We start from the raw sequence: 22,377 nt of genomic DNA, 5'->3' as shown, positions 1-22,377 counted from the left end.
CGTATCATGCGCGCAAATTTAACTAAACTGGGTTGCTATTATGATCAATAGAAAATTACCTTTGCTAGATATTCACCGTCATTTAGATGGTAATGTACGTGCGCAAACCATATTAGAACTTGGTCGTCAGTTTAATATAGAGCTACCTGCAGATAACGTTGAAGCATTAATCCCTCATGTTCAAGTTATTGATCCTGAACCAAACCTCATGGCTTTTTTACAAAAGTTAGATTGGGGAGTTACTGTGCTTGGCGACTACGATGCGTGTAGACGTATCGCAATTGAAAACATTGAAGATGCACAAGCACAAGGTCTTGATTATGTGGAGCTTCGATTTAGCCCTTACTACATGGCACAAAGCCAAGGTTTACACCCAGAAGGCGTTGTAGAGGCCGTTGTTGATGGTATTAAATCAGCAACAAAGGGCGCAAATATAAAAGCTAACTTGATTGGTATTTTATCGCGTACTTATGGCGTAAAAACGTGTCAAAAAGAGCTTGATGCATTACTCGCATTTAAAAATGATTTAGTCGCTGTTGATTTAGCCGGTGACGAAATTGGCTTCCCGGGTGAGTTGTTTGTAGAGCACTTTAAACAAGTACGAAATGCGTATTTAGCTTCGACTGTCCATGCTGGAGAAGCACTTGGCGCTCCAAGTATTTGGCAAGCAATTAATGAGTTGGGTGCGAGCAGAATAGGGCATGGCGTTAAAGCAATTGAAGATCCAAAACTAATGGATTATTTACGCGATAACCGTATTGGTATTGAGTCATGCTTAACAAGTAATATTCAAACCAGTACAGTAAACGATTTAACTAAGCACCCACTTAAACAGTTTTTAGATCATGGTATTTTAGCGTGTATTAATACTGATGATCCTGCGGTTGAAGGTATTGAAATTGAGTATGAATATACCGTTGCTGCACCTAAAGCAGGCTTATCTCAAGCTGATATGGAAAAAGCCCAAAAAAATGCGTTAGAAATAGCATTTTTAAGCGATGGCGATAAAAAAGAACTTTTATCACTCGTTAGCGCACGTTAATGTAAGAGCATTAAAAATGCCGCTTTATATAAGCGGCATTTTTGTATCTGCAATTTAGTGTGTTTGGCAGCTTATGTAATTATCGTAAAGTGCTTTAAGTACATCTGCTCGGCTGATCATACCGATTACTTTAATGCCCTCTACAACAGGGTAGTTTTTTGGTTTACCAGGCTGCATCTGCTGTGCAAGCTCAATAATGTTGGTATCGCCGCTGACGGTCACTACCTCTGTTTGCATAAGCTGCGATACTTTAACCATCCCATCACAAAAATAACTGCTTTGCGTAAGTGGTTTTAACAGCTCTTGCTCTGATATAAATCCAACTAAGCATTTATCTTTATCAAATACTGGTGCGCCAAGTAGTTTAAATTTTTGTAGTTCTGCTATGGCTGTCGTCATTTCTGTATCTGGTGTGATATTTGGCAACTTGCGTTGCATAAAATCTTTTACTTTTGTATTTAGCATTTGGGTCTCTCCCGCTGATGTTCTATACAAAGTATGGTTTATAGATAGGGATTTAGGAAATTGTTTATATTGATGGAGTTGATAGGTTTTAACTATTAAATATTTGTTGCTATAAAAATAAAGGCACCGATTAGGTGCCTTTATTCATAACTGAAAGTAAATTTCAATTATTTGATAAATGCGAATGCATCTGCGTACATGTTTTCACGAATTGCACCATGAATAATAAAGTCATCACGGACAATACCTATCATGTCAAAACGACCTGCCATATAAATATCGTATGGTTCTAGTGACACAATATCTTGCATTACTGCTTTGTGTACATAGCCAGTGTGCCCTTGCCAATTAGCAGATGGATTTTCTACTACAGGAATAAACTTAAAGTTCTCATGGCTATCTGCCCATGCTTGCATTTCTGTGTGTGCGTATAAAGCAGATTCTTCTTTTACGCCCCAGTAAAACAACACAGGACGGTCGCATTTTATTTCAGCTAAATGATCAGCCATTGATTTTGCGTATGAAAAACCAGTACCACCGGCGAGTAAAATAATAGGGCGCTCACATTGCAGGCGCAACTGTGAAATACCCAAGCCAGCTTCAATGTCTACTAACTGCCCTGTGGTATGGGCGTTTCGTAAATGCTCTAACGATTGCATTGCATACGAATCGGCACCTGAGGCGCCAATATGCAGTTCTATTGCATCGCACTGTGAAGGGCGACTAGCTATAGAAAAAGCACGTTTGTCTTTTTCGCCTAATACGAGTTGCATGTATTGGCCAGCTTCAAAGGTCACCGGTTGTTGTGGCTTTAAAATTACTTTATGAACAAATTCTGTAAGTGGGCTGATAGCTACAACTTCAGCTTTTAATGTTTGCATTTTTTACCTTTTAGCAGCGCTTGTAACAGCAGATACGCAATCGAATAGCTCGATTCTAGCATATCTGCAGGGTTATTTTATAGCCTGATATGTACTTACATATAAACACTTAAACAATATTAAGGCTTTCCCAAATATCATCTACACGGTCTTTGGTGTCTTTATCCATAACAATAGGCTCGCCCCATTCGCGGGTGGTTTCGCCAGGCCATTTATTGGTAGCATCCATTCCCATTTTTGAACCAAGACCTGAGACTGGCGATGCAAAATCGAGATAATCAATAGGTGTGTTCTCTATTAATGTTGTATCACGCGCTGGATCCATTCGGGTTGTTATAGCCCAAATAACATCTTCCCAATCGCGGGCGTTAACATCGTCATCGCAGACGATTACAAATTTGGTGTACATAAACTGACGTAAGAACGACCAAACTCCCATCATCACGCGCTTAGCATGGCCTGGATATTGTTTTTTCATTGTTACAATCGCCATACGATATGAGCACCCTTCAGGCGGAAGGTAAAAGTCGACAATTTCAGGGAATTGCTTTTGTAGTATCGGTACAAACACTTCATTAAGTGCCACACCTAAAATAGCAGGCTCATCAGGCGGACGGCCGGTAAATGTGCTGTGATAAATAGGATCTTTACGATGCGTTAAATGAGTGACCGTCATTACTGGAAAGTCATCTACTTCATTATAGTAACCGGTATGGTCACCATAAGGGCCTTCTGGCGCCATTTCACCAGGCATTATGTAACCTTCAAGTACTATTTCTGCACTGGCAGGGACTTGTAGGTCATTTGAAATAGATTTTACAACTTCGGTTCTGCTGCCACGTAATAAGCCAGCGAATGCATATTCGCTTAGAGTGTCAGGTACAGGCGTTACAGCACCTAATATAGTGGCAGGATCGGCACCTAATGCTACCGATACAGGGTAGGGTTGCCCTGGGTTTTCTTTACACCATTCTTGAAAATCAAGCGCGCCACCACGATGTGACAACCAGCGCATAATTATTTTATTTTTGCCTAATAATTGCTGGCGATAAATACCTAAATTTTGGCGCTTTTTATAAGGCCCTTTGGTAACTGTAAGGCCCCAAGTAATTAATGGTGCTGCATCACCTGGCCAGCAATGTTGAATAGGTAATTTAGTTAAATCTACATCATCACCTTCTAAAACTACTTGTTGGCAAGGCGCTTTTTTAACTTCTTTTGCAGGCATATTAAGCACTTGCTTAAAAATAGGTATAGCGCCTAGAGCTTCTTTAATACCCTTTGGTGGATCAGGTTCTTTTAAAAAAGCGAGTAGCTTGCCCACTTCGCGAAGCTCGCTAACATCTGTTTGGCCCATGCCCATTGCTACGCGTTTTGGTGTACCAAATAAGTTGGTAAGCACCGGCATATCGTAGCCTTTTGGGTTTTCAAATAATAACGCAGGGCCTTTTGCACGCAATGTGCGATCAGATATTTCGGTCATTTCAAGATACGGGTCGATTTCTTGGGTGATACGTTTAAGTTCGCCTTTTTTTTCAAGCAAATCGATAAAATCACGTAGATCTTTATATTTCATTGTGGGCCGCTATTAAGCAAAAGAGTTAAAGTATTATACCCATTTCATGCAAGGCAAGTCATTACTTGCACTTAAAACTTAAAGCGCTCTACGGCACTCGTTAAAGAGTGTGCAAGTTGGTTTACGTCTTCACTTTCGCTTGCTAGGGTTGTCGCGTTTTGGGCATTCAAGGTTGCTTGCTCTGTCACCTTTGCCATTATTTGTTGAATGTCGCCACTGTTAGTCAATTGCTCATGTGATGCATGAGCAATTTGCTCACTCATCTGATTAACAGACAACAATGTGCTTTTAATACGCTCTACGGCTTTATTTAGTTCAGTGCTGTTTTTAACACATTGCTTGGCTTGGTGTTGGCCATCAGTAATGTGTTCTTGAGTTGTTTTAGTGTGTTGTTGCAATGTTTGGATCATGGTGTTTATTTCGCTAGTCGAGGTTTGTGTACGTGCAGCTAATGATCGAACCTCATCAGCAACTACAGCAAACCCGCGTCCGTTTTCACCCGCTCGCGCTGCTTCAATTGCAGCATTAAGTGCAAGTAAGTTAGTCTGCTCGGCAATGCTACTAATTGTTTCAATAATGGCTTCAATAAGCTGGGTGTACTGTGCGAGTTCTTCTGTGCTGCCTACTGCTTTATCAAGGCGCTGCAATAAAGTTTCTATACTTAGACTATTTTGATTAGCAATCTCGTTTACATCATTTGCAAATTGCGATGCGTTTGTTATTTCACTTGATGTTTTATCTGCTTGTTCATAAACCGCTTGTGAGTTGATTAGCATATTTTGTGCAAGCGATGTTGCCTGCGCGCTTCGCTCTAACTGCTGTTGTGCAACAACCGTCATTTGCTGACCTTTTTCACTGGTTTTAATAGCACTGCTGTCTAGTTCGTGGGCGTCGCTACTAATTGCACCAATTAGGTTAGTAAGGTCTTCACTGAGTTTATTTATGTTATTTAGCAAAGTACCAAATTCATCTTTACTACGTGGGTGGCTTCGCTTTGATAAATCACCTGAGGCGATTCGGGCTAAATCGCGGTTTACTTTTTTAAGCGGTTTTAGCATTGCGCGAGTTGTAAAAATAGAGATTGCGATAATCAATATAATTAAAACAATCGTAATAATTACTACAGAACTAATCCCTGTATTTATGGCGGCCTTTGCATTAGTTTGTAAGGCATTAAAGCGCTCATCAGCCAATTTATTAAGTTCAATAAGCTGACCTTCTGTTGTTATAAATTGCTGTTGAAAGTGTTCAAAATTTTGAGCCGCAGCAATAGCACTTTTGAGTACTTTATTTTGTTGGGCGTAAATTCCTGTATCGTTGTTAAGTAACTCTCTTAATTGATTAAACTTAGCCGTTAAATTTTTAGCATTAAACGCATTATCAAAAGGTAGCGCTTGTTGCTCTAAATAGGTGAAATTAGGTTGAATGTTATCTAGTAGAAATAGAGTATCTTGCTGATGACTATTTAAATCATTGATACTTGCAGTTTGAGTAATGCTTTTTATATTATTGCTTAAGTTAAACAATAAATCATCTATACGGGTCGCTGTTCCAAACATAGCATTAAGTAACGCCTGCTGTTTTACAGGCACTTCTAAAAGTTCTATATCAAGTAAGTTAGAACTTAAATTGTAAAGTTGCTCGTTAAACGTTGCTGATAATTCTATGGTGGAATTTTGCGCTACAAACTTACGCTCTTTAGCGCTAAAGATTGCGACACTTACTTCAGTCAGTTGCTCGAAACCTGCGTTGGTACTGGTGAGTAAATTTTGCATTGTTATTTGTTGATTTAGTTGAGTGCTTAACAAATTGAGCATATCGCTAAATTGTTGTTGCTCAACTTGCGCCTGTTTTTTATTTTGTTGAAGTAAATCAAGGTTTGCTTGGCTGTAAGCTAAGGCGTTAAATTTGGTAATAGACAGTAATGATAGCCTTAAATCTTTGCTGAACTGTTGTACCGGAACCGCTAATTTTTCGGTTCGGGTATTGTTAACGCTAATTTTGTTTAATGACCAATAAAAAAATACACTACTTGTTAGCACCAATATGCCAATGGCTGTAAAGGCTAAAATTATTTTATGTTTGATCGCAATTGAACGCATAACTTCATCACAATAATGGATCTTTAATTATTGTAGCATTATTGTAGCATTATTGGTTGTTTTTATGTTAAACCTTGGTGCACTGTCTTTTTTTACCTGCAATGATTAACATGGCTTCCTTACCCTTACCCCAAAACAGTACCTCTTCACTTATATATTTATTCCCTGAGGCACTTTTTTCGTGATTAAGTACATGCACTTTATTGTTAAAGATAAGTTCGGCTTCAGAATTATTAATAATATTGAGTTTTACGCTCTCATCATCGCATTGGTAAGCAGTACTGGTTTTTAAATCACTACATGCGGTTAAGCTTAGTAAAATAGCGATTAATGCTAAATATACTTTCATTTTTCCTCCCATCTTCTTTAAACGTTAGTTAAAACACAGGGCAAAATTTTAATCTAATGTAAGAATAACAAAGCAAAATTAACCGTTGGTGAAAGTAGCGCTTTAAGTTATGTTTATAGCAATATTTTTTGAGCTCGGAAGCTTTATGGCAGGCACTAACCTTTTAACGTTATTAGATGATATAACCACTTTACTTGATGACATTGCGACAATGAGTAAGGTTGCAACAAAAAAAACAGCGGGTGTATTAGGCGATGACTTAGCGCTCAATGCACAGCAGGTTACAGGTGTAGCAGCAGAGCGTGAATTACCGGTTGTTTGGGCTGTGGCAAAGGGCTCATTTTTAAATAAAGCGATACTCGTACCCGCTGCTTTATTAATAAGCGTATGGCTGCCTTGGTTAATAACACCGCTTTTAATGATGGGTGGTTTGTTTTTATGTTTTGAGGGAGCTGAAAAAGTATTTGCTAAGTTTTTGCCTCATAACAGTGAGGCGGTAGACGAGGGTGAGAAATTAGATTTAGTTGAGTACGAAAAACAAAAAATAAAAGGGGCAATAAGAACCGACTTTATTCTTTCTGCCGAAATTATTGTGATTACTTTAGGTACTGTGGCAGGTGCTACATTGCTTAATCAAGCTTTAGTGCTTTGTGTTATCGCAATTATAATGACTATTGGTGTTTATGGCTTAGTGGCAGGTATTGTAAAACTGGATGATGCCGGACTTTATTTACTCAACCAATCAAAGGTAACAGCTAATAAATTTAAAGAATTACTTGGGAAAGGCTTACTCGCAGCAGCGCCTAGGTTGATGCAGTTTTTAGCATTTGCGGGCACCATCGCGATGTTTTTAGTCGGTGGCGGGATTTTAGTACATGGTGTTGAGTTACTGCATCATACTCAAGTCGATGTAACAAACTATGCCCAATCTGTTGCTGGCGGTACAGGAGAGGTATTAGCTCCTCTATTGTTTGATGGTTTGCTAGGCGTGATTGCTGGCTTAGTTGTTGTGCTTATACATGTAGGTTATACAAAGTTATTTAAAAAATAATTCCAAGCTGGCGTACTTGTTGCGCCAGCTATATTGAAATTCACTCATTCACAGTTAGCTATTTTACAAAGAGATTCGAATTCAAATTGTGCTTTAGTATTTTTTTGCTCAATAGCCTTTTTGTACCAATAAATAGCCTGCTGTTGATCCTGATCTATTCCCTGACCATCACGATACATTTGCGCTAAATTTAATTGCGCCCATTGAGAGCCCGCTTCAGCAGCTTGTTTAAAGCTATTAAATGCTTCAACAAACAAACCATCTTTAAAATAAATAATGCCTTGTTGATTGTTTTTATCGAGCTTTAAGCCTTTATATAGTGGCTTAGGTTTGGGAGGATGCATCACAAACCCACCATAAAGGATGTTGGCATAGGGGCGCAGAACGTCGTAAATAGCTTCGTCGTTGTAAAGGCGTGCTACTTCATCACGAGGGAGGGTGATTGTTTTAGTGGAAAAGTAATTGTCTTGAATTAGCTGGCTAGTACGCATTGCCAAAGTAATACTATTATTACGTTTATAGCTGTAGTTGCTTATCTGAAAGGTAATAAATTGTTCGTCAAAATTTAAAACTTGAGCAATTTTTAAATTGGTTAGGGTCCAGGGCTCGTGTGTAAATTTGTCGGCGTGTACTAAGTAAGTATCATATATTTTAGGCGTATTTAAATAGCCTTCCTTTCGAGTCTCGCTATTAAGGTGCTGTTGATAAAAAAATAAAACAATCCAAAGTAATAAAAATACACCAATAAAGTATTTAGGTAGGCTTAGTTTTTCTATTAACGGTAGTTGCGTTATTTTTACAGGTTCGCTTTTTCCGCATTGATAGCACTCGCGTTTATAGCTTAATTTTAAGGCAAGCATAGGTAAAATACTAAACCGTAAATAGCGGCTTTTATTTACTAAATGGTAGGCGTCGCTTTGACAATGAGGGCAGCGTGTTGTTTGTGCAAAATGTGGAAATGATTCACTCGTGTTGAAAAGTAACATAAAGCACGCTCCTTGTTTAATTACCTAAAGGTAAAACAAGAAGCGTGTTAGTTAAAGCCACAAACTGTAAGTAAGTATGTCAGTTATTACTTATTTTGAGCTTTAGGCTTAATTGTTGTTTTTGCATCAGCAGCCATTAGAGCAAATACAGCGTATGCAGCGGTATTTTGACGCAGCTTAGCAGGTGTTACTTTATCAAGCGTATCGTCAGCTGTATGATGGTAATCAAAGTAATCTGTTCCATCTTGAGCAAGTTCAAAAATAGGTGCTGAGGTTGCTGCTTTAAGTGGAATTAGATCAGGGCCACCATTCGCTTGGTTTTTACCAATATGCTCAATATTTAACGGCGCAAGTTCTTTTGCAATAGCACGCACTACAGGAAGTGACTCTGCGCTTACGTTCGATTCAAAAGCATATACAACATCAGCGCCAAAATCAGACTCAGCTGCTGCAACAATATTGCTTAGCTCGTTTTTATGCTCTGTAAAATAAGCTTTTGCACCCCAAAGACCTAGCTCTTCAGCTGCAAAAAGTACCACACGAATACTTCGCTTAGGACGCTTTACATCGCTAATATGTTTAGCGGCTGCCATTGTTAGTGCAACGCCTGCGCCGTCATCTAGTGCGCCAGTTCCTAAGTCCCAAGAATCTAAATGCCCGCCAATTAATACATATTGCTCAGGGTTTTCGGTACCATTAAATTGGCCAATAACGTTATAACCAGTGCCTTCACCAAGGCTTTCGGTTTGCACATTAATATTTACAGAAACGTCTTTATCTAAAGCAATGAGTCGTGCAATCTGATCGGCATCTGGGTTAGCAATGGTTACATTAGGTATTTTTGTAACACCTTCTTTGTAGTAACTACCGCCAGTGTGTGCAAAACGATGATGACCAGTACTTACCGAGCGCATCATGTAGGCAACAGCCCCTTTTTTAGATGCTTCTATCGCGCCTGTGCCACGTGCTTTTACAGCAGGTCCGTAACCATTCCCGTCTATATCGCGGTTCATGCGGTAATTAATATACGCAATTTTACCTTTTAGGCTGTTCGCCGGTGCGGCTTTTAATTCATCAAGTGTTTCGAATAATACAACCGGCGCTGTAATCCCATCTTTTGGCGTGCTTATACTGTTACCTAATGCAGTTAAATGTAGAGGTTGCTCGCTTGGTGTTAGTATTTTTCCGCTTTCGCTATAACGGCGCCATTCAGGAAAAGTCGCTTCTTCAAGCCATACTTTATCAAAACCAAGCTCATTAAATTTAGCTTTAGCCCATGCCACTGCTTTTTTATCATTTTCAGTACCAGGTAAGCGAGGTCCTACTTCAGTTGTTAATGACTCTAGTAATTTATAGCTTAGATCACTATTTAGTGCAGAGGTGCGCACTTCGTCTACTTGTTGTAATTGCTTTTGGGTAAATTCGGCGTTGTTAGCGTTTGCAGCCATACTACTAGTAAGCAGCAGTGCGGTAATTAATTTTTTCATTTGGGTAAGCCTTTTTAATAATTAACACTATTAAAGCATGTAATAAACGCTATAAAAAATAGATGAGATGAATAGACTTTGTAATAGGTTTAATGCTGTTAGGTATAAACGTTTAGATATAAAAAAGCCCGCGTAAATTTACGCGGGCTATATTTTAAAACTATTATTGTAATCTATTAATCAAAAGCTAAATTGCGCAGCCAAACGAAAATTTGTACCTTCGCCAACAGTTACGTTATTAGTTCCGCCACCACCTAAATAGCTTTTATCAAATAAGTTTTCGATGTTAAGGCGTAAATTAATATCGGTATTACTTAAGTTAAACTTATAAGTGGCGCCTACATCAACACGCGTATAGGCATCTTTAGTAATTGTATTATCGCTATCTGCAAAGCGCTCGCCTTCGTAAAATGCACCAGCATTAAGTGCAATGGCGTCGTTTAATTCATAACGCGTCCAAAGTGATGCCGACCATTTAGGTGCATCGGTAGGGCGTTTGCCTTCCAATACTTCATCGCGTTCAAAATTAGCATCTAGGTACATAGTTGATGCCATTACAAATAAACGGTCAGTAGCAGCGCCTTGAGCGCTTACTTCAACACCTTTATGGCGTTGTTCACCCACTTGGTTTGTTTCACTTGTGAATGAGCCAATAGGCGTCTCAAGCTGTTCGCTAACAAGTGTGCCTTCTTTACTAATATCAAAAATTGCACCTGTAAGCAGTAAACGGTCATCAAATAATTGCCATTTAATACCAATCTCTCTTTGCTCTGAGGTAATGGCATCTAGCTTCATGCCATTATTTACATCGGTTTCATCAACCAGAGTTTCACTACCTTGAGGCTCAAAACCTTCTGAGTAACTAGCATATATAGTTGCCGAAGTATTTGGATGATAAAGCACACCTATCTTTGGTACAAATGACTCGTTATCTGCACCTTCTCGTGTTTGTTTGTCGTAACGGCCACCTAGCGATAATTGCCATTGTGGTGAGAACGAAATTAAGTCCTGAACGTAAATACCGTAATAGTCGTATTCAGTTTCGCATACTGTATCATCTGTTTTATAACTTACAGATGGGCGTGATGGTTCTGCTTGTCCTGCAGAAAAATCAAAGTAGTCAGCAGAAGTACGGCGTTGTCCGTAGTAGTAATCTAGCGAGTTTGCGCCAATTAAAAACTGATGCTGTAAGCTACCTGTTTTAAATTCACCAATAAAATCAATAAATGCAGTTTTAAATTGCCAATCGTCAAAACGGTCGTAAGGACGAGATTCATAGCTGTCACCTTCAGTAAAGCTACTAGGCATGCGAGGTGCTGACTCAAAGCGTTGACGTTCAAACGTTTGTTCGTTATAGCCAAGTTTTACTTGCCAGTTATCGGTTAAAAATACTTCTAGGTCTACACCTAGGTTTTCTACGGTTATGTCGGTAAATGCCCAAGACATATCACGGATTGTTTTATCGCTACCAATTACATTGGCATTATCGTCTATCCATGCGCCAGTATCTAAACCTGCTTCGTCATCTGTGCGGTCGTAATGCACACGTACTAATGCGTTATCGCTAATATCGTAATCTACAACTAATGCACCTAAAAAGCGGTCACGCTCACGGTTTTCACCGTTTTGGTACTCACGCCAGTAGTCAACGTCTTGCTTTACTAAAATCCCGCGAGCACGTAAATCTTCCGATTCAGTCAAGGCACCTGCAGCGTCAACCATAAAGCGCGTTGAGCCATGCTGATCTACATCGGCACTGGCATTAAATAGTGTTTGTGCTGTAGGCTTTTTAGTTACCATGTTAACCAAACCACCCGGGCCTGACTGACCATATAAAATACTTGATGGGCCTTTAATTACTTCAACTTGCTGCAAAATTTCGATTGGTTGCTGATAGTGCGACCAATGCTGATGACCGTCGCGTAAATAACCTGTCGATGAGCTCAGCTCAAAGCCACGTAAGTTAAATACTTCACGATTTCGTTGTTGTGAGCCTGCAGTTAAGCTTGCGTCATTTGTGAGTACTTCGCCAAGTGTAGTGGCAAGCTGTTCGCTAATAATAGTGTCGGTTATTACAGTGACAGATTGTGCAGTTTCAAGTAATGAAGCTGATGTTCTCATTGCGCCATTAGCGTTATCTACTTTGTAATCGTTAAAGTAGCTACCCTTTACTTCTATGCGTTCAAGGTCGGTAGTGTTTGCATATGTGCTTGTTGTAATGCTTGCTAATAGTGCTATGTAAATAGAATTCAGTTTCATTAATTGCTTCCAGCGCAGGTATGTAAAAAACAATCGCGATCTTAATGCAAACTACTATCATTTTCAACATCTTTCATTAACATGTTTTATAATGTGTTTGTTAATGGTTGCCAATTACGAATTCTGCTATTATAAGCTGCATATTAGTGGGGCTTTCTCCCATGTTATTTTATTGCTATGGAACTTACTGTGACTTCAACTGCTTTTTCATCTTTGGCTTTACCGGCTGGACTCGTTGATAACTTATCAACACTTGGCTATGCCCACATGACACCTGTACAAGCGCAAAGTTTGCCGCCTGTACTTGCTGGTAAAGACATCATTGCTCAGGCAAAAACCGGTTCAGGTAAAACTGCTGCGTTTAGCTTGGGTGTGTTAGCTAAATTAAACGTAAAACGCTTTCGTATTCAATCTTTAGTCTTGTGCCCGACTCGTGAACTTGCCGAGCAGGTTGCAGTTGAAATGCGTAAATTAGCGCGCGGCATTCATAACATTAAAATATTGACGTTATGTGGTGGTGTTTCAATTGGCCCGCAAATAGGTTCACTTGAACATGGTGCGCATATTATTGTTGGCACGCCAGGGCGTGTTGATGACCATATTCGTAAAGGTACTTTACGTTTAGATGATGTGGAAACATTGGTGCTTGATGAAGCCGATCAAATGCTTGATATGGGTTTTCAAGACACACTTGATGCAATTATTGAGCGTATTCCACAAAATCGTCAAACATTGTTATTTAGTGCTACATTCCCAAGAGCCATTGAAGCAATTGCTAAGCGTGTACTTAAAAACCCAGAAATGGTTAAAGTAGAAGAAGAGCAAGCCAAAAGCACAATTAAGCAGTACTTCTACAAAATGGATAACAATAAGCAGCGCTATCCAACGCTTAAGTTATTACTTCTTAAATTTACACCACAAAGCTGTGTTGTATTTTGTAATACCAAAGTAGAAACTCAACAAGTGTGTGATGATTTAGCTGACGAAGGCTTCAGCGCTGTTGCATTGCACGGTGATTTAGAGCAACGCGATCGTGAACGTACGCTAATTCACTTTTCAAATAAAAGTGCTTCAATACTTGTTGCAACCGATGTTGCTGCACGAGGTTTAGATATTGATGACATGGATATGGTTATTAACTACCATTTAGCACATGACACGCAAACACATGTTCACCGTGTTGGCCGAACTGGGCGTGCTGGTAAAAAGGGCATTGCTTGTTCTATTTATGGTGAAGCTGAAGCGTTTAAAATTGCACAAATTGGCGATCATTACGAGCGTGATATTACTCCAGAGCAAATGCCGCCGTTTAATTTATTAGATAAACCGCCGTACCGACCTGAAATGGTTACTTTGATGATTGATTCAGGTAAAAAGCAAAAAGTACGTGCAGGCGATATTCTTGGTGCTCTAACAGGTAAGGATGGGGTTGCAGGTCGTCAAGTAGGTAAAATTAACGTACTTGATAACGTAGCATTTGTTGCTGTTGAACGTAACTCATCAAAACCAGCACTTCGCAAACTAACCGAAGGCAACATTAAAGGGCGTAAAATACGCGCTCGTCGCCTTACTCGTTAATTTAAACCGCTAAATTAACAAATTAGCGAGCAGCTACCTTTAGCTGCTCGTATTGTAATTTTATTTTTTTAAACTTAACTTCACAACCATTTGGTTTATCTGGGTGCATCTGTAATGCAAGTTGTCTCCAGCGCTTTTGAACGTTTTTAAGAGTGAAATTTTCGGGTAATTTCCACTCTAAAGCCAACGCTTTAAATTCATTGTCATTTAATACTTGTTGTGGTGATGTCGTTTTAAACTGACGCCAAAAACTATTCAAAAGCTCATCAATTTTCTCTTCATCGGTATCGTAATTACGCCAATCTAAATAATAATCTCGCAAATTTTCGTTCGTTGTTACTAAACTATTATCTTCTTTTTCTAAAAGCTCGATATGCAGAGTTGAAATGAGTAAACTTTGAGGGCGTAATTGTGCCTGCAGTTGGTACAATGCATTCATAATTAAAAAGTTACGTTTCAATAAATCACGTTCAGGGCTTTTATCGAGTGTTGTTATTGCGCTGCGGTTTGTCAGTTCTGCTGCTAAAGTATGAACTTGCCAAACCTGCCTTGTTAATATCAGCTCAAAAATCTCATCAATCAGTGGGTTAAGCATTGTTTAGGCCCTAGTAGTTAGTGTATCTTCAATAAAGATTACACTGATATAAGTAACGGTTTGAAGGATTAAAATTATGCTGGGCAAGTTTAAATGCCTCTTATTTACTATATGCTGTGTACTAATAGCTCCTAGCTTTGCCAAAAATAGTGATTCGTTATTTGAGCAATTCAAAAACGAAGTGCAGTGGGAGCCTAAATTACAATTAGCAAATACGTTACTTGCTAATAAAAACGTTTCTAAAAAAGAGCGTGTCGCTGTTTATTCGGCATTAGGTAATAGTGCGTTATCGGCTGATAATTTTAAAGAATCTTTACACTATTTTAAATTATTAGAAAAAAACACTTCAGATACTTTCTTTCCTGACGAGCACTTTCGTGCAATAAAAATGCAAGGTGTAGCACTTTTTTATCAAGGCTTATTTCAAAAGGCCATAAGTGAATATACCCGCACCCTAGTATTAGCTGAAAAAAATGAACAACTACTTGAACAAGCAAATTTACTAAATAATATTGGTTTGGCTTATTTTAATATGAATAAGCTAGGCGATACCCTAGAGTTTTACTTAAAGGCAAAAGCTATTTACGAAGCGCACGGTAGTGAGCAAGATCAAACCGACATATTACTTAATATAGCAGGCGTTTATATACGCTTATCACGCTACGATAGTGCGTTTAGTCTTTATCAAGATGTACTTAAAGTTTATCAGCGGTTAGATGATAAAAGCGGTATTGCGCAGGTATACAACAATATGGGTGTTGCTCATATGGAGAGTAATCAATTTGATTTAGCACTACATTATTATCAGCTAGCGCTGCGTTATTATATTTCAGCCAATGATTACAATAAGTTATCTACGCAATATACCAACTTGGCAAATACTAATTTAGTGTTAAAAAAAGTAGATGAAGCGTACGAGCAAGCTAAATTAGGTGAGTACTATGCGCTTAAAATAGGTAACCATAATTTAGAGCTTAATGCGCTACATGCGCTTGGTAAAATTCAGTTTGTTAAAGGCAACTTAGAAGAGGCAAAAATAAGTTTAGATAGAGCTATTTCACTTGCCCACGAATATGGCAGTGAGCGAATAATTAGGGAGGGTTTAGGGACTAAAGCACTACTTGAAGCCAGTAAAGGCGATTATTCAAGCGCAATGGCCTTGCAACAAGAATATATTAGTGAGCTACGAAAACTCAGAAGTACAGCAATTATAAATGCACTAGCGGTACTTCAGCATCAATTTAAAGCAACACAATTAAACCAAGAAATAGAAAAACTTAAACAAGATCGACGTGTGCAAGAGCTAAAAATGTCGCAGCGTTCTCAGCTTACTTTATTCTCTTTTTTACTATTACTTTTGGTTGTTGTAACTGGTATTGCGCTTTACCGCCGTGGCGCAGAAAAACGCGCTAAGCAGCAGTTAACAGAGCAAGTTACGCAGCGCACTGCCGAGTTACAGGCAATAGCACAGGAGCTAAGAGAAGCTAACGATGTTAAAAGCCAGTTTTTGGCCAATATTAGCCACGAAATCCGCACTCCACTAACGGCTATTTTAGGGCAAACAGATGCTTTAATTAATGAATTATATGAGCCTGAGTCACTTAAAGATGAATTAAGAGTAATTCAGCGTCACAGTGACCATTTAAAAAGCTTAATAAATGATGTACTCGATTTAAGTAAAATTGAAGCCAATAGATTAGAGTTAAATATTTCGTGCTTTGATATTGTAGAGCTTGTAAATGACGTACATGCAATGTTTATCACTCAAGCAAAAGCAAAAAATTTACGCCTCATTTTAGACAATCAAGTGGGTAATGAGTTTTACACTAAGCTGGATTTAATACGCGTAAAACAGATTCTTATAAATTTATGTGCTAATGCTATTAAGTTTACTCACGCTGGCCAAATCATTATTGCTTTAAATAAGAGTGAACAAGGGCTAGTGATTATTGTAAAAGATACCGGTATTGGTATGAGCTCTAAACAGTTAAAGCTTATTTTTGAATGCTTTAGCCAAGCTGATAACAGTATTAGCCGTCGCTTTGGGGGGACAGGGTTAGGACTTAGCTTATCGCAACAATTAGCCGCGATGATGGGCGGTTATATCAGTGTACAAAGCGAATACAAAAAGGGCAGTCAGTTTTCGTTCTTTTTACCGTGCGCAGAAGTAAATAAATCGCAAAGCCTGATTGAAACTCAAAGTGCTCCTAAGGTAAATAAGCAATTGGCAGGGCGTGTTGTACTTGCAGAAGATCATCCTGACAATCGAAGGTTAATAAGCCGCTATTTACGTTCAATGGGGCTCGAGGTTATTGCCGTTGAAAACGGTGAGCAAGCGGTAGAGCAGTGCTTAAAAGAGTATCCTGATTTAGTGCTACTCGATATTCAAATGCCTGTGATGGACGGGCGTTCTGCTTTTCAGCTATTAAAACAGTGTGGTTTTGAGCGGCCTATTTTTGCTTTAACTGCAAATGCTATGAGTCATGAAGTGGATGGCTATTTAGAGTTAGGGTTCAGTGGTTACTTAGGTAAACCGATAGATAAAGAGTCATTTTATAAAGCGCTTTCTAATCACCTACATAGTGCAGAAGATCAGCCAATTGCACAGCAAAATGAAGTTGATATGAGCGATCTTGTCATTAGTTTTAAGCAAAGCTTTGCTTTGGAGAGTGAAACGATTACACAGCATTTTATAAGTGAAGATTTAGCTGCGCTACAAAAAGATAGCCATCGTATTTTAGGCGCGGCGCAAATGTTTGGTTTAGATGAAATAGCGCAATCAGCTCAAAGTTTAGATAGAGCACTTTTACGCAGGACTCCAAAAAGTAGTGCGAATGACTTTAAAGCACTCGTTGATACGCTGCAGAGTGTACTTAAAAAGTATAACGAAAGTTAAACAATGTTTAATCCAGACACAAAAAAAGCGCCTTAGGCGCTTTTTTTATTCAGCTAAAACGCTTTTATTGGCGTCTCATCGAATCAAAAAATTCATCATTGGTTTTGCTCATCGATAGTTTATCGATTAAGAATTCCATTGCATCAATTTCTGACATGTCATGAACAATTTTACGTAAAATCCAAAGCTTTTGAAGCTCATCTGGTTTTGTTAGTAATTCTTCACGACGAGTGCCTGAACGATTAAAGTCGATAGCAGGGAATACACGTCTTTCCGCAATTTTACGGTTAAGGTGAAGTTCCATGTTACCAGTACCTTTAAACTCTTCGTAGATAACTTCATCCATTTTAGAGCCAGTGTCGATAAGCGCTGTAGCTATAATTGTTAAGCTACCACCTTCCTCAACATTACGTGCAGCACCAAAAAAGCGCTTAGGTTTGTGTAATGCGTTAGCGTCAACACCACCAGTAAGTACTTTACCTGATGAAGGAATAACGGTGTTATAAGCACGTGCTAAACGAGTGATTGAATCCAGTAAGATAACAACATCTTTTTTATGCTCAACTAAACGTTTTGCTTTTTCGATAACCATTTCGGCAACTTGTACGTGACGAGAAGCTGGCTCATCGAACGTTGATGCAATAACTTCGCCTTTAACGAGGCGTTGCATTTCTGTTACTTCTTCCGGACGTTCATCAATAAGTAAAACCATTAATGTTACATCAGGATGATTATGCGTAATTGATTGTGCAATGTTTTGAAGTAGCATTGTTTTACCCGCTTTTGGCGGAGCTACCAACAAGCCACGTTGGCCGCGGCCAATAGGAGATGCTAAATCAAGTACACGGGCTGTAATATCTTCTTTACTGCCGTTACCACGTTCCATGCGAAAACGTTCGTTTGCATGTAGTGGAGTAAGGTTTTCAAAAAGAATTTTAGTTCGAGAGTTTTCAGGTTTATCAAAGTTAACTTCATTTACTTTAAGTAAAGCAAAGTAACGTTCACCGTCTTTAGGTGGACGAATAAGACCTGAAATTGAATCGCCAGTACGCATGCTGAAACGGCGAATTTGGCTAGGTGAAACATAAATGTCATCTGGCCCAGCTAAGTAAGAGGCTTCTGATGATCTTAAGAAGCCGAAACCATCTTGTAAAATCTCTAATACACCGCCGCCGAAGATATTCTCTCCGCCTTTGGCATGGGATTTAAGAATGGCAAAAATGATATCTTGCTTTCTTAAGCGGGCTACGTTTTCGAGCCCCATGGACTCAGCTAAGTCTACAAGCTCTTTAATCGACTTGTCTTTTAATTCGCGTAAATGCATATTGGTGGGTTCTTTATTACAGTTGTCATACTCAAAATCGCTTTGATCGTTGAGTGAGGTTTGTTGAATATAACTAAGGATTAGTTGGCTTTATAAACTAGCAGTTCACTGGCAAAGCGTCCAGTCTTTATACAAAATAAATTTAAAAAAGGGCAAAAAAGCCCTTTTTATTGTTCTAGCTTACCGTTAGATGTTGTTTTCTAAAAACTCGATAAGTTGAGTTTTTGAAAGAGCACCTACTTTCGTTGCAGCTACTTGGCCATCTTTAAAAAGAAGTAAAGTAGGGATACCACGAATACCAAACTTTGGCGGTGTTCCAGCATTTTGGTCAATATTTAATTTAGCAACAGTCACACGGCTGTCGTATTCATCAGCAACTTCGTGAAGAATAGGGGCGATCATTTTACAAGGTCCACACCATTCAGCCCAGAAATCTACTAGTACTGGTTTGTCTGATTGTAATACGTCAGCTTCAAAGCTATCGTCAGTAATTTGGATTATTTTCTCGCTCATTGCGCTCTCCGATTTAGTTAGGCGAAATATTTAGTGCGTATTTAAACACTCTTGTTTCTTATTGCAAGTTTAAACGTTATGCTTAAACGCTATGACTAAGACACATTTAACCGATAAAAAGTTTTCAGACTTTGCTATCGCACCGGAAGTGGTTGCCGGTTTAACCGAGAATGGGTTTGAATATTGCACACCTATTCAAGCAAAATGCCTACCTTTTATTTGTGATGGACGCGATATCGCGGGCCAAGCTCAAACGGGTACAGGCAAAACGTTGGCGTTTTTAACTGCCACGTGCCATCGGTTATTACAATCTAGCAAAGCACCTAGTAAACATCCAAGAGCCCTGATCATGGCCCCTACTCGGGAGCTTGCGATTCAGATACACAAAGATGCTAAAATTTTAGCGCCGCACTGTAATCTTAACTTAGGTTTAGTATATGGTGGCGAAGATTACGAAAAACAACGTGCACAACTAGAAAAAGGCGTTGATATTTTAATTGGTACTACAGGTCGCCTAATTGATCTGTATAAGCAAGGCTGTTACACCCTTAATGAAATTGAGGTAGTCGTGCTGGACGAAGCCGATCGTATGTTCGATTTAGGTTTTATCAAAGATATTCGCTATATGTTCGATCGCATGCCAGATACATCAAAGCGTTTAAACTTATTATTTTCTGCCACATTATCGTACCGCGTACAAGAATTAGCTTTTGAGCACATGACAAACCCAGAGCATGTTCAAATTGAACCTGACGTTAAAACGGGTAAACGTATTCAAGAAGAGCTATTTCATCCTTCGCAAGAAGATAAAATTAAGCTGTTGTTAACCTTAATTGAAGAAGAATGGCCAGAGAAAGCAATCGTGTTTGCAAATACCAAGCATAGTTGTGAAACAGTATATGCTTGGCTTAAATCAGACGGTCATCGTGTAGGTATGCTTACTGGTGATGTTAACCAGAAAAAACGCCAAACTATATTAGCGCAATTCAGCAAAGGCGAATTAGACTTTTTAGTTGCAACCGATGTTGCTGCGCGTGGTCTTCATATCCCAGAAGTAAGTCATGTATTTAACTTTGATTTACCTGATGATTGTGAAGATTATGTACACCGTATTGGTCGTACTGGTCGTGCTGGAGCATCAGGTCATGCAATTAGTTTTGCGTGTGAGCAATATGCATACAACCTGCATGAAATTGAAGAGTATATAGAGCACAGCATTCCTTTATCGCATTATGATAAAACAGCATTGCTAGATGATTTAACTCAGCCTATTATTCAAAGAAAGCGCAACTATTCAAATGGTCCACGTAATCGCAGTAATAACAGCGGACGTCGTCCAAATAATAGTTACCAAAAAGGACGGTCGTAAGCGACCGTTTGTATAAGCAGTAGTAACTAGAGGTTTTTGAACGGTGGGGCAACTTAAACCGCAAAAAAATGTATACGCAGTTATTGATTTGGGCTCAAATAGCTTTCATATGCTTATAGCCAAATCAATTGCTGGCGGTCTACAAACAATTGGACGTGTTAAACGCAAAGTCCGATTAGCCGCAGGGCTTGATAAAGATAACGTATTGAGCACTGAAGCAATGCAGCGAGGCTGGGAATGCCTTGCCCTTTTTGCTGAGCGTCTACAAGATATCCCAGATAAAAACATCACCATAGTAGCCACTGCTACCTTGCGCTTAGCGACTAACGCCGAAGTATTTAAAAATCATGCCGAGAAGATTCTTGGTCATAACATCAATGTTATTAGCGGAGAATTAGAAGCGCGCACAATTTATAAAGGTGTTGCCCATACTTCTTCTTGTACTGGTAAACAGCTGGTTATTGATATTGGTGGTGCAAGTACCGAAGTTGTAATTGGTAAGGCATTTGATGCCCTACATTACAAAAGCCTCAACATGGGGTGTGTTACTTATCTTGAACGCTACTTTAAAGATTGCCAACTAAGTAAGAGTAACTTTAACGCAGCAATAAAAGCAGCTCGTACAGTCATTGATGAAATTTCTCCAGAGTATAAAGCTGCTGGGTGGCAAATTGCATCTGGAGCTTCTGGTACAGTACAAGCAATTCAAGAAATTATGGTCGCGCAAAATCTTGACGACTTACTTACACTTGAAAAGCTCAACACTATAAAAGATCAAGCAATTGCATTTAGCACTATTGCAGCGCTAGACCTTCCTGGATTAAGTGAAGACCGTCGACTGGTATTTGTATCAGGACTCGCAATCTTAATCGCACTATTTGAATCTCTTGAAATAGAAAAAATGGGATTGGCGGGCGGGGCACTGCGTGAAGGTGTTTTATATAGCATGGTTCCGGAGTTTCATAATAACGATATTCGCAAACGCACAGTTGATGGGTTTATGAGTCGTTATCACGTTGATCAAAAACAAGCGTGTCGAGTTTCAAGCTTAGCTATGCAGTTAGCGGTAAATATTGATAAAGATTGGCCAATTGAAAGTTTAAATGGGTTACCACTATTAAAAGCGGTAGCGCAGCTTCATGAGATTGGATTACTAATAGAGTATAAGCAGTACCATAAACATACCGCTTATATTTTGGAAAATACCGATATGCCTGGTTTTTCACAGTCAGAGCATAAATTAATAGTAGCGGTAGCAGATGCACATCGATCTGATTTTCCAAAAGGCTGTTTTAATTCACTCGGGGTAAATAGTCTATTAGCGCAATATATAGTGAGATTACTACGAATATCAGTCATCTTATCAATGCGAAGACAAGATGATGTACTGCCTAAGTTTGAGTTAACTGCTAAAAATGAAGTGTTAGACCTTAAGTTTGAAAGTAACTGGTTAAAAGATCATCCATTAATGGCCAGCGAGCTACAACAAGAGTCTAAACAGCAAGGTAAACTTGGCTGGAAGCTCATAGTAAACTAACCAAAAAGGCCCATCAGGGCCTTTTTAGTGTTTAAAGTAACCATTTCGATGTAAATATGTGCGAACAGCACATTATTTCAAGTTTTCTTCAAAAAAGGGTTGATCTGTTTTCGGATCTCCCTATAATGCGACCCCACTGAGACGGGAAACGCCAACGCATAGCGAGGCATGAACAACTCAGGGTGTTAAGTAAAACTTAGGTTGAATCTTTTTAGAAAGTTTAAATTTAAGTGTTGACAAAAAAATAGGAAAGCGTATTATTCGCATCCCTTGAGGCGCTAAAGCGACTCAAAACGTTCTTTAACAATATAAAGCAATCATCTGTGTGGGCACTCGTACAGATTGAGTTCTAACAGCCAACCTACTT

At 39.0% G+C, this 22,377-nt stretch carries 17 protein-coding genes; 6 read left to right on the top strand and 11 right to left on the bottom strand.

What is annotated here, in order from left to right:
- Positions 1-40: 40 nt before the first annotated feature.
- Positions 41-1,042, top strand: a complete 1,002-nt coding sequence (add, locus tag L655_RS0118725) for an adenosine deaminase (protein WP_024605929.1) — start codon at positions 41-43, stop codon at positions 1,040-1,042.
- Between the two features lie 54 nt (positions 1,043-1,096).
- Here the strand turns inward: add and L655_RS0118720 are convergent, their stop codons facing one another.
- The 5 genes from L655_RS0118720 to L655_RS0118700 all read right to left on the bottom strand — a co-directional run bounded on the left by L655_RS0118720 (position 1,097) and on the right by L655_RS0118700 (position 6,415).
- Positions 1,097-1,507, bottom strand: coding sequence for a CBS domain-containing protein (locus L655_RS0118720; RefSeq protein WP_024605928.1), 411 nt, complete (start codon positions 1,505-1,507; stop codon positions 1,097-1,099).
- Positions 1,508-1,674: 167 nt separating this feature from the next.
- Complete coding sequence (gene fre / locus L655_RS0118715; protein ID WP_024605927.1) at positions 1,675-2,388, bottom strand: NAD(P)H-flavin reductase; 714 nt, start codon at positions 2,386-2,388, stop codon at positions 1,675-1,677.
- Between the two features lie 109 nt (positions 2,389-2,497).
- Complete coding sequence (ubiD, locus tag L655_RS0118710; RefSeq protein ID WP_002960958.1) at positions 2,498-3,964, bottom strand: 4-hydroxy-3-polyprenylbenzoate decarboxylase; 1,467 nt, start codon at positions 3,962-3,964, stop codon at positions 2,498-2,500.
- Between the two features lie 71 nt (positions 3,965-4,035).
- Positions 4,036-6,066, bottom strand: a complete 2,031-nt coding sequence (locus tag L655_RS0118705) for a methyl-accepting chemotaxis protein (RefSeq protein ID WP_024605926.1) — start codon at positions 6,064-6,066, stop codon at positions 4,036-4,038.
- A 67-nt stretch (positions 6,067-6,133) separates the two neighbouring features.
- Positions 6,134-6,415: an MliC family protein gene (locus L655_RS0118700; RefSeq protein WP_024605925.1), complete on the bottom strand. Its 282-nt coding sequence runs from the start codon at positions 6,413-6,415 to the stop codon at positions 6,134-6,136.
- Positions 6,416-6,560: 145 nt separating this feature from the next.
- Here L655_RS0118700 and L655_RS0118695 point away from each other — a divergent pair, with 145 nt between their 5' ends.
- Positions 6,561-7,466 carry a DUF808 domain-containing protein gene (locus L655_RS0118695; RefSeq protein ID WP_024605924.1) on the top strand — a complete coding sequence of 302 codons (906 nt, stop codon included), beginning with the start codon at positions 6,561-6,563 and terminating at the stop codon, positions 7,464-7,466.
- Between the two features lie 44 nt (positions 7,467-7,510).
- On the opposite strand, the gene L655_RS0118690 is transcribed toward L655_RS0118695, so the two are convergent.
- The 3 genes from L655_RS0118690 to L655_RS0118680 form a co-directional block, all read right to left on the bottom strand.
- Entirely contained in the window at positions 7,511-8,452 is a 942-nt protein-coding gene (locus L655_RS0118690) for an SEL1-like repeat protein (RefSeq protein ID WP_024605923.1), read from the bottom strand.
- 86 nt (positions 8,453-8,538) lie between these two features.
- On the bottom strand, positions 8,539-9,939 hold the full coding sequence (locus L655_RS0118685) for a M20/M25/M40 family metallo-hydrolase (protein ID WP_024605922.1): 1,401 nt from the start codon (positions 9,937-9,939) through the stop codon (positions 8,539-8,541).
- 180 nt (positions 9,940-10,119) lie between these two features.
- Positions 10,120-12,198, bottom strand: coding sequence for a TonB-dependent receptor (locus tag L655_RS0118680; RefSeq protein WP_024605921.1), 2,079 nt, complete (start codon positions 12,196-12,198; stop codon positions 10,120-10,122).
- A gap of 189 nt (positions 12,199-12,387) precedes the next feature.
- Between L655_RS0118680 and dbpA the strand changes: the two genes are divergently transcribed.
- The gene (gene dbpA, locus L655_RS0118675) at positions 12,388-13,776 is read left to right on the top strand and encodes an ATP-dependent RNA helicase DbpA (RefSeq protein ID WP_002960948.1); all 1,389 of its coding nucleotides are present in this window, start codon (positions 12,388-12,390) and stop codon (positions 13,774-13,776) included.
- Positions 13,777-13,798: 22 nt separating this feature from the next.
- On the opposite strand, the gene L655_RS0118670 is transcribed toward dbpA, so the two are convergent.
- Positions 13,799-14,371, bottom strand: a complete 573-nt coding sequence (locus tag L655_RS0118670; protein WP_024605920.1) for a DNA-J related domain-containing protein — start codon at positions 14,369-14,371, stop codon at positions 13,799-13,801.
- A gap of 76 nt (positions 14,372-14,447) precedes the next feature.
- Between L655_RS0118670 and L655_RS0118665 the strand changes: the two genes are divergently transcribed.
- Positions 14,448-17,267, top strand: a complete 2,820-nt coding sequence (locus L655_RS0118665; RefSeq protein WP_024605919.1) for an ATP-binding protein — start codon at positions 14,448-14,450, stop codon at positions 17,265-17,267.
- 64 nt (positions 17,268-17,331) lie between these two features.
- Here the strand turns inward: L655_RS0118665 and rho are convergent, their stop codons facing one another.
- Both rho and trxA read right to left on the bottom strand, forming a co-directional pair.
- Entirely contained in the window at positions 17,332-18,591 is a 1,260-nt protein-coding gene (rho, locus tag L655_RS0118660; protein ID WP_002960945.1) for a transcription termination factor Rho, read from the bottom strand.
- A gap of 186 nt (positions 18,592-18,777) precedes the next feature.
- Positions 18,778-19,104 carry a thioredoxin TrxA gene (gene trxA / locus L655_RS0118655; protein WP_002960942.1) on the bottom strand — a complete coding sequence of 109 codons (327 nt, stop codon included), beginning with the start codon at positions 19,102-19,104 and terminating at the stop codon, positions 18,778-18,780.
- Positions 19,105-19,195: 91 nt separating this feature from the next.
- Between trxA and rhlB the strand changes: the two genes are divergently transcribed.
- Positions 19,196-20,473 carry an ATP-dependent RNA helicase RhlB gene (rhlB, locus tag L655_RS0118650; protein ID WP_024605918.1) on the top strand — a complete coding sequence of 426 codons (1,278 nt, stop codon included), beginning with the start codon at positions 19,196-19,198 and terminating at the stop codon, positions 20,471-20,473.
- A gap of 43 nt (positions 20,474-20,516) precedes the next feature.
- Complete coding sequence (gene gppA, locus L655_RS0118645) at positions 20,517-22,010, top strand: guanosine-5'-triphosphate,3'-diphosphate diphosphatase (RefSeq protein ID WP_024605917.1); 1,494 nt, start codon at positions 20,517-20,519, stop codon at positions 22,008-22,010.
- The last annotated feature ends 367 nt before the right edge of the window (positions 22,011-22,377 follow it).

The sequence above is a fragment of the Pseudoalteromonas sp. TAE79 genome (assembly GCF_000498015.1).
Taxonomy (GTDB): domain Bacteria; phylum Pseudomonadota; class Gammaproteobacteria; order Enterobacterales; family Alteromonadaceae; genus Pseudoalteromonas.
This window is presented reverse-complemented; position numbering and strand designations above follow the sequence as displayed.

Excerpts from the sequence above, each read along its gene's own strand:
- L655_RS0118700 (WP_024605925.1), bottom strand. The coding sequence starts at position 6,415 with ATGAAAGTATATTTAGCATTAATCGCTATTTTACTAAGCTTAACCGCA.
- L655_RS0118670 (WP_024605920.1), bottom strand. The coding sequence starts at position 14,371 with ATGCTTAACCCACTGATTGATGAGATTTTTGAGCTGATATTAACAAGG.
- add (WP_024605929.1), top strand. The coding sequence starts at position 41 with ATGATCAATAGAAAATTACCTTTGCTAGATATTCACCGTCATTTAGAT.
- rhlB (WP_024605918.1), top strand. The coding sequence starts at position 19,196 with ATGACTAAGACACATTTAACCGATAAAAAGTTTTCAGACTTTGCTATC.
- L655_RS0118695 (WP_024605924.1), top strand. The coding sequence starts at position 6,561 with ATGGCAGGCACTAACCTTTTAACGTTATTAGATGATATAACCACTTTA.
- L655_RS0118680 (WP_024605921.1), bottom strand. The coding sequence starts at position 12,198 with ATGAAACTGAATTCTATTTACATAGCACTATTAGCAAGCATTACAACA.
- L655_RS0118705 (WP_024605926.1), bottom strand. The coding sequence starts at position 6,066 with ATGCGTTCAATTGCGATCAAACATAAAATAATTTTAGCCTTTACAGCC.
- L655_RS0118665 (WP_024605919.1), top strand. The coding sequence starts at position 14,448 with ATGCTGGGCAAGTTTAAATGCCTCTTATTTACTATATGCTGTGTACTA.
- L655_RS0118690 (WP_024605923.1), bottom strand. The coding sequence starts at position 8,452 with ATGTTACTTTTCAACACGAGTGAATCATTTCCACATTTTGCACAAACA.
- fre (WP_024605927.1), bottom strand. The coding sequence starts at position 2,388 with ATGCAAACATTAAAAGCTGAAGTTGTAGCTATCAGCCCACTTACAGAA.
- L655_RS0118720 (WP_024605928.1), bottom strand. The coding sequence starts at position 1,507 with ATGCTAAATACAAAAGTAAAAGATTTTATGCAACGCAAGTTGCCAAAT.
- ubiD (WP_002960958.1), bottom strand. The coding sequence starts at position 3,964 with ATGAAATATAAAGATCTACGTGATTTTATCGATTTGCTTGAAAAAAAA.
- L655_RS0118685 (WP_024605922.1), bottom strand. The coding sequence starts at position 9,939 with ATGAAAAAATTAATTACCGCACTGCTGCTTACTAGTAGTATGGCTGCA.
- trxA (WP_002960942.1), bottom strand. The coding sequence starts at position 19,104 with ATGAGCGAGAAAATAATCCAAATTACTGACGATAGCTTTGAAGCTGAC.
- rho (WP_002960945.1), bottom strand. The coding sequence starts at position 18,591 with ATGCATTTACGCGAATTAAAAGACAAGTCGATTAAAGAGCTTGTAGAC.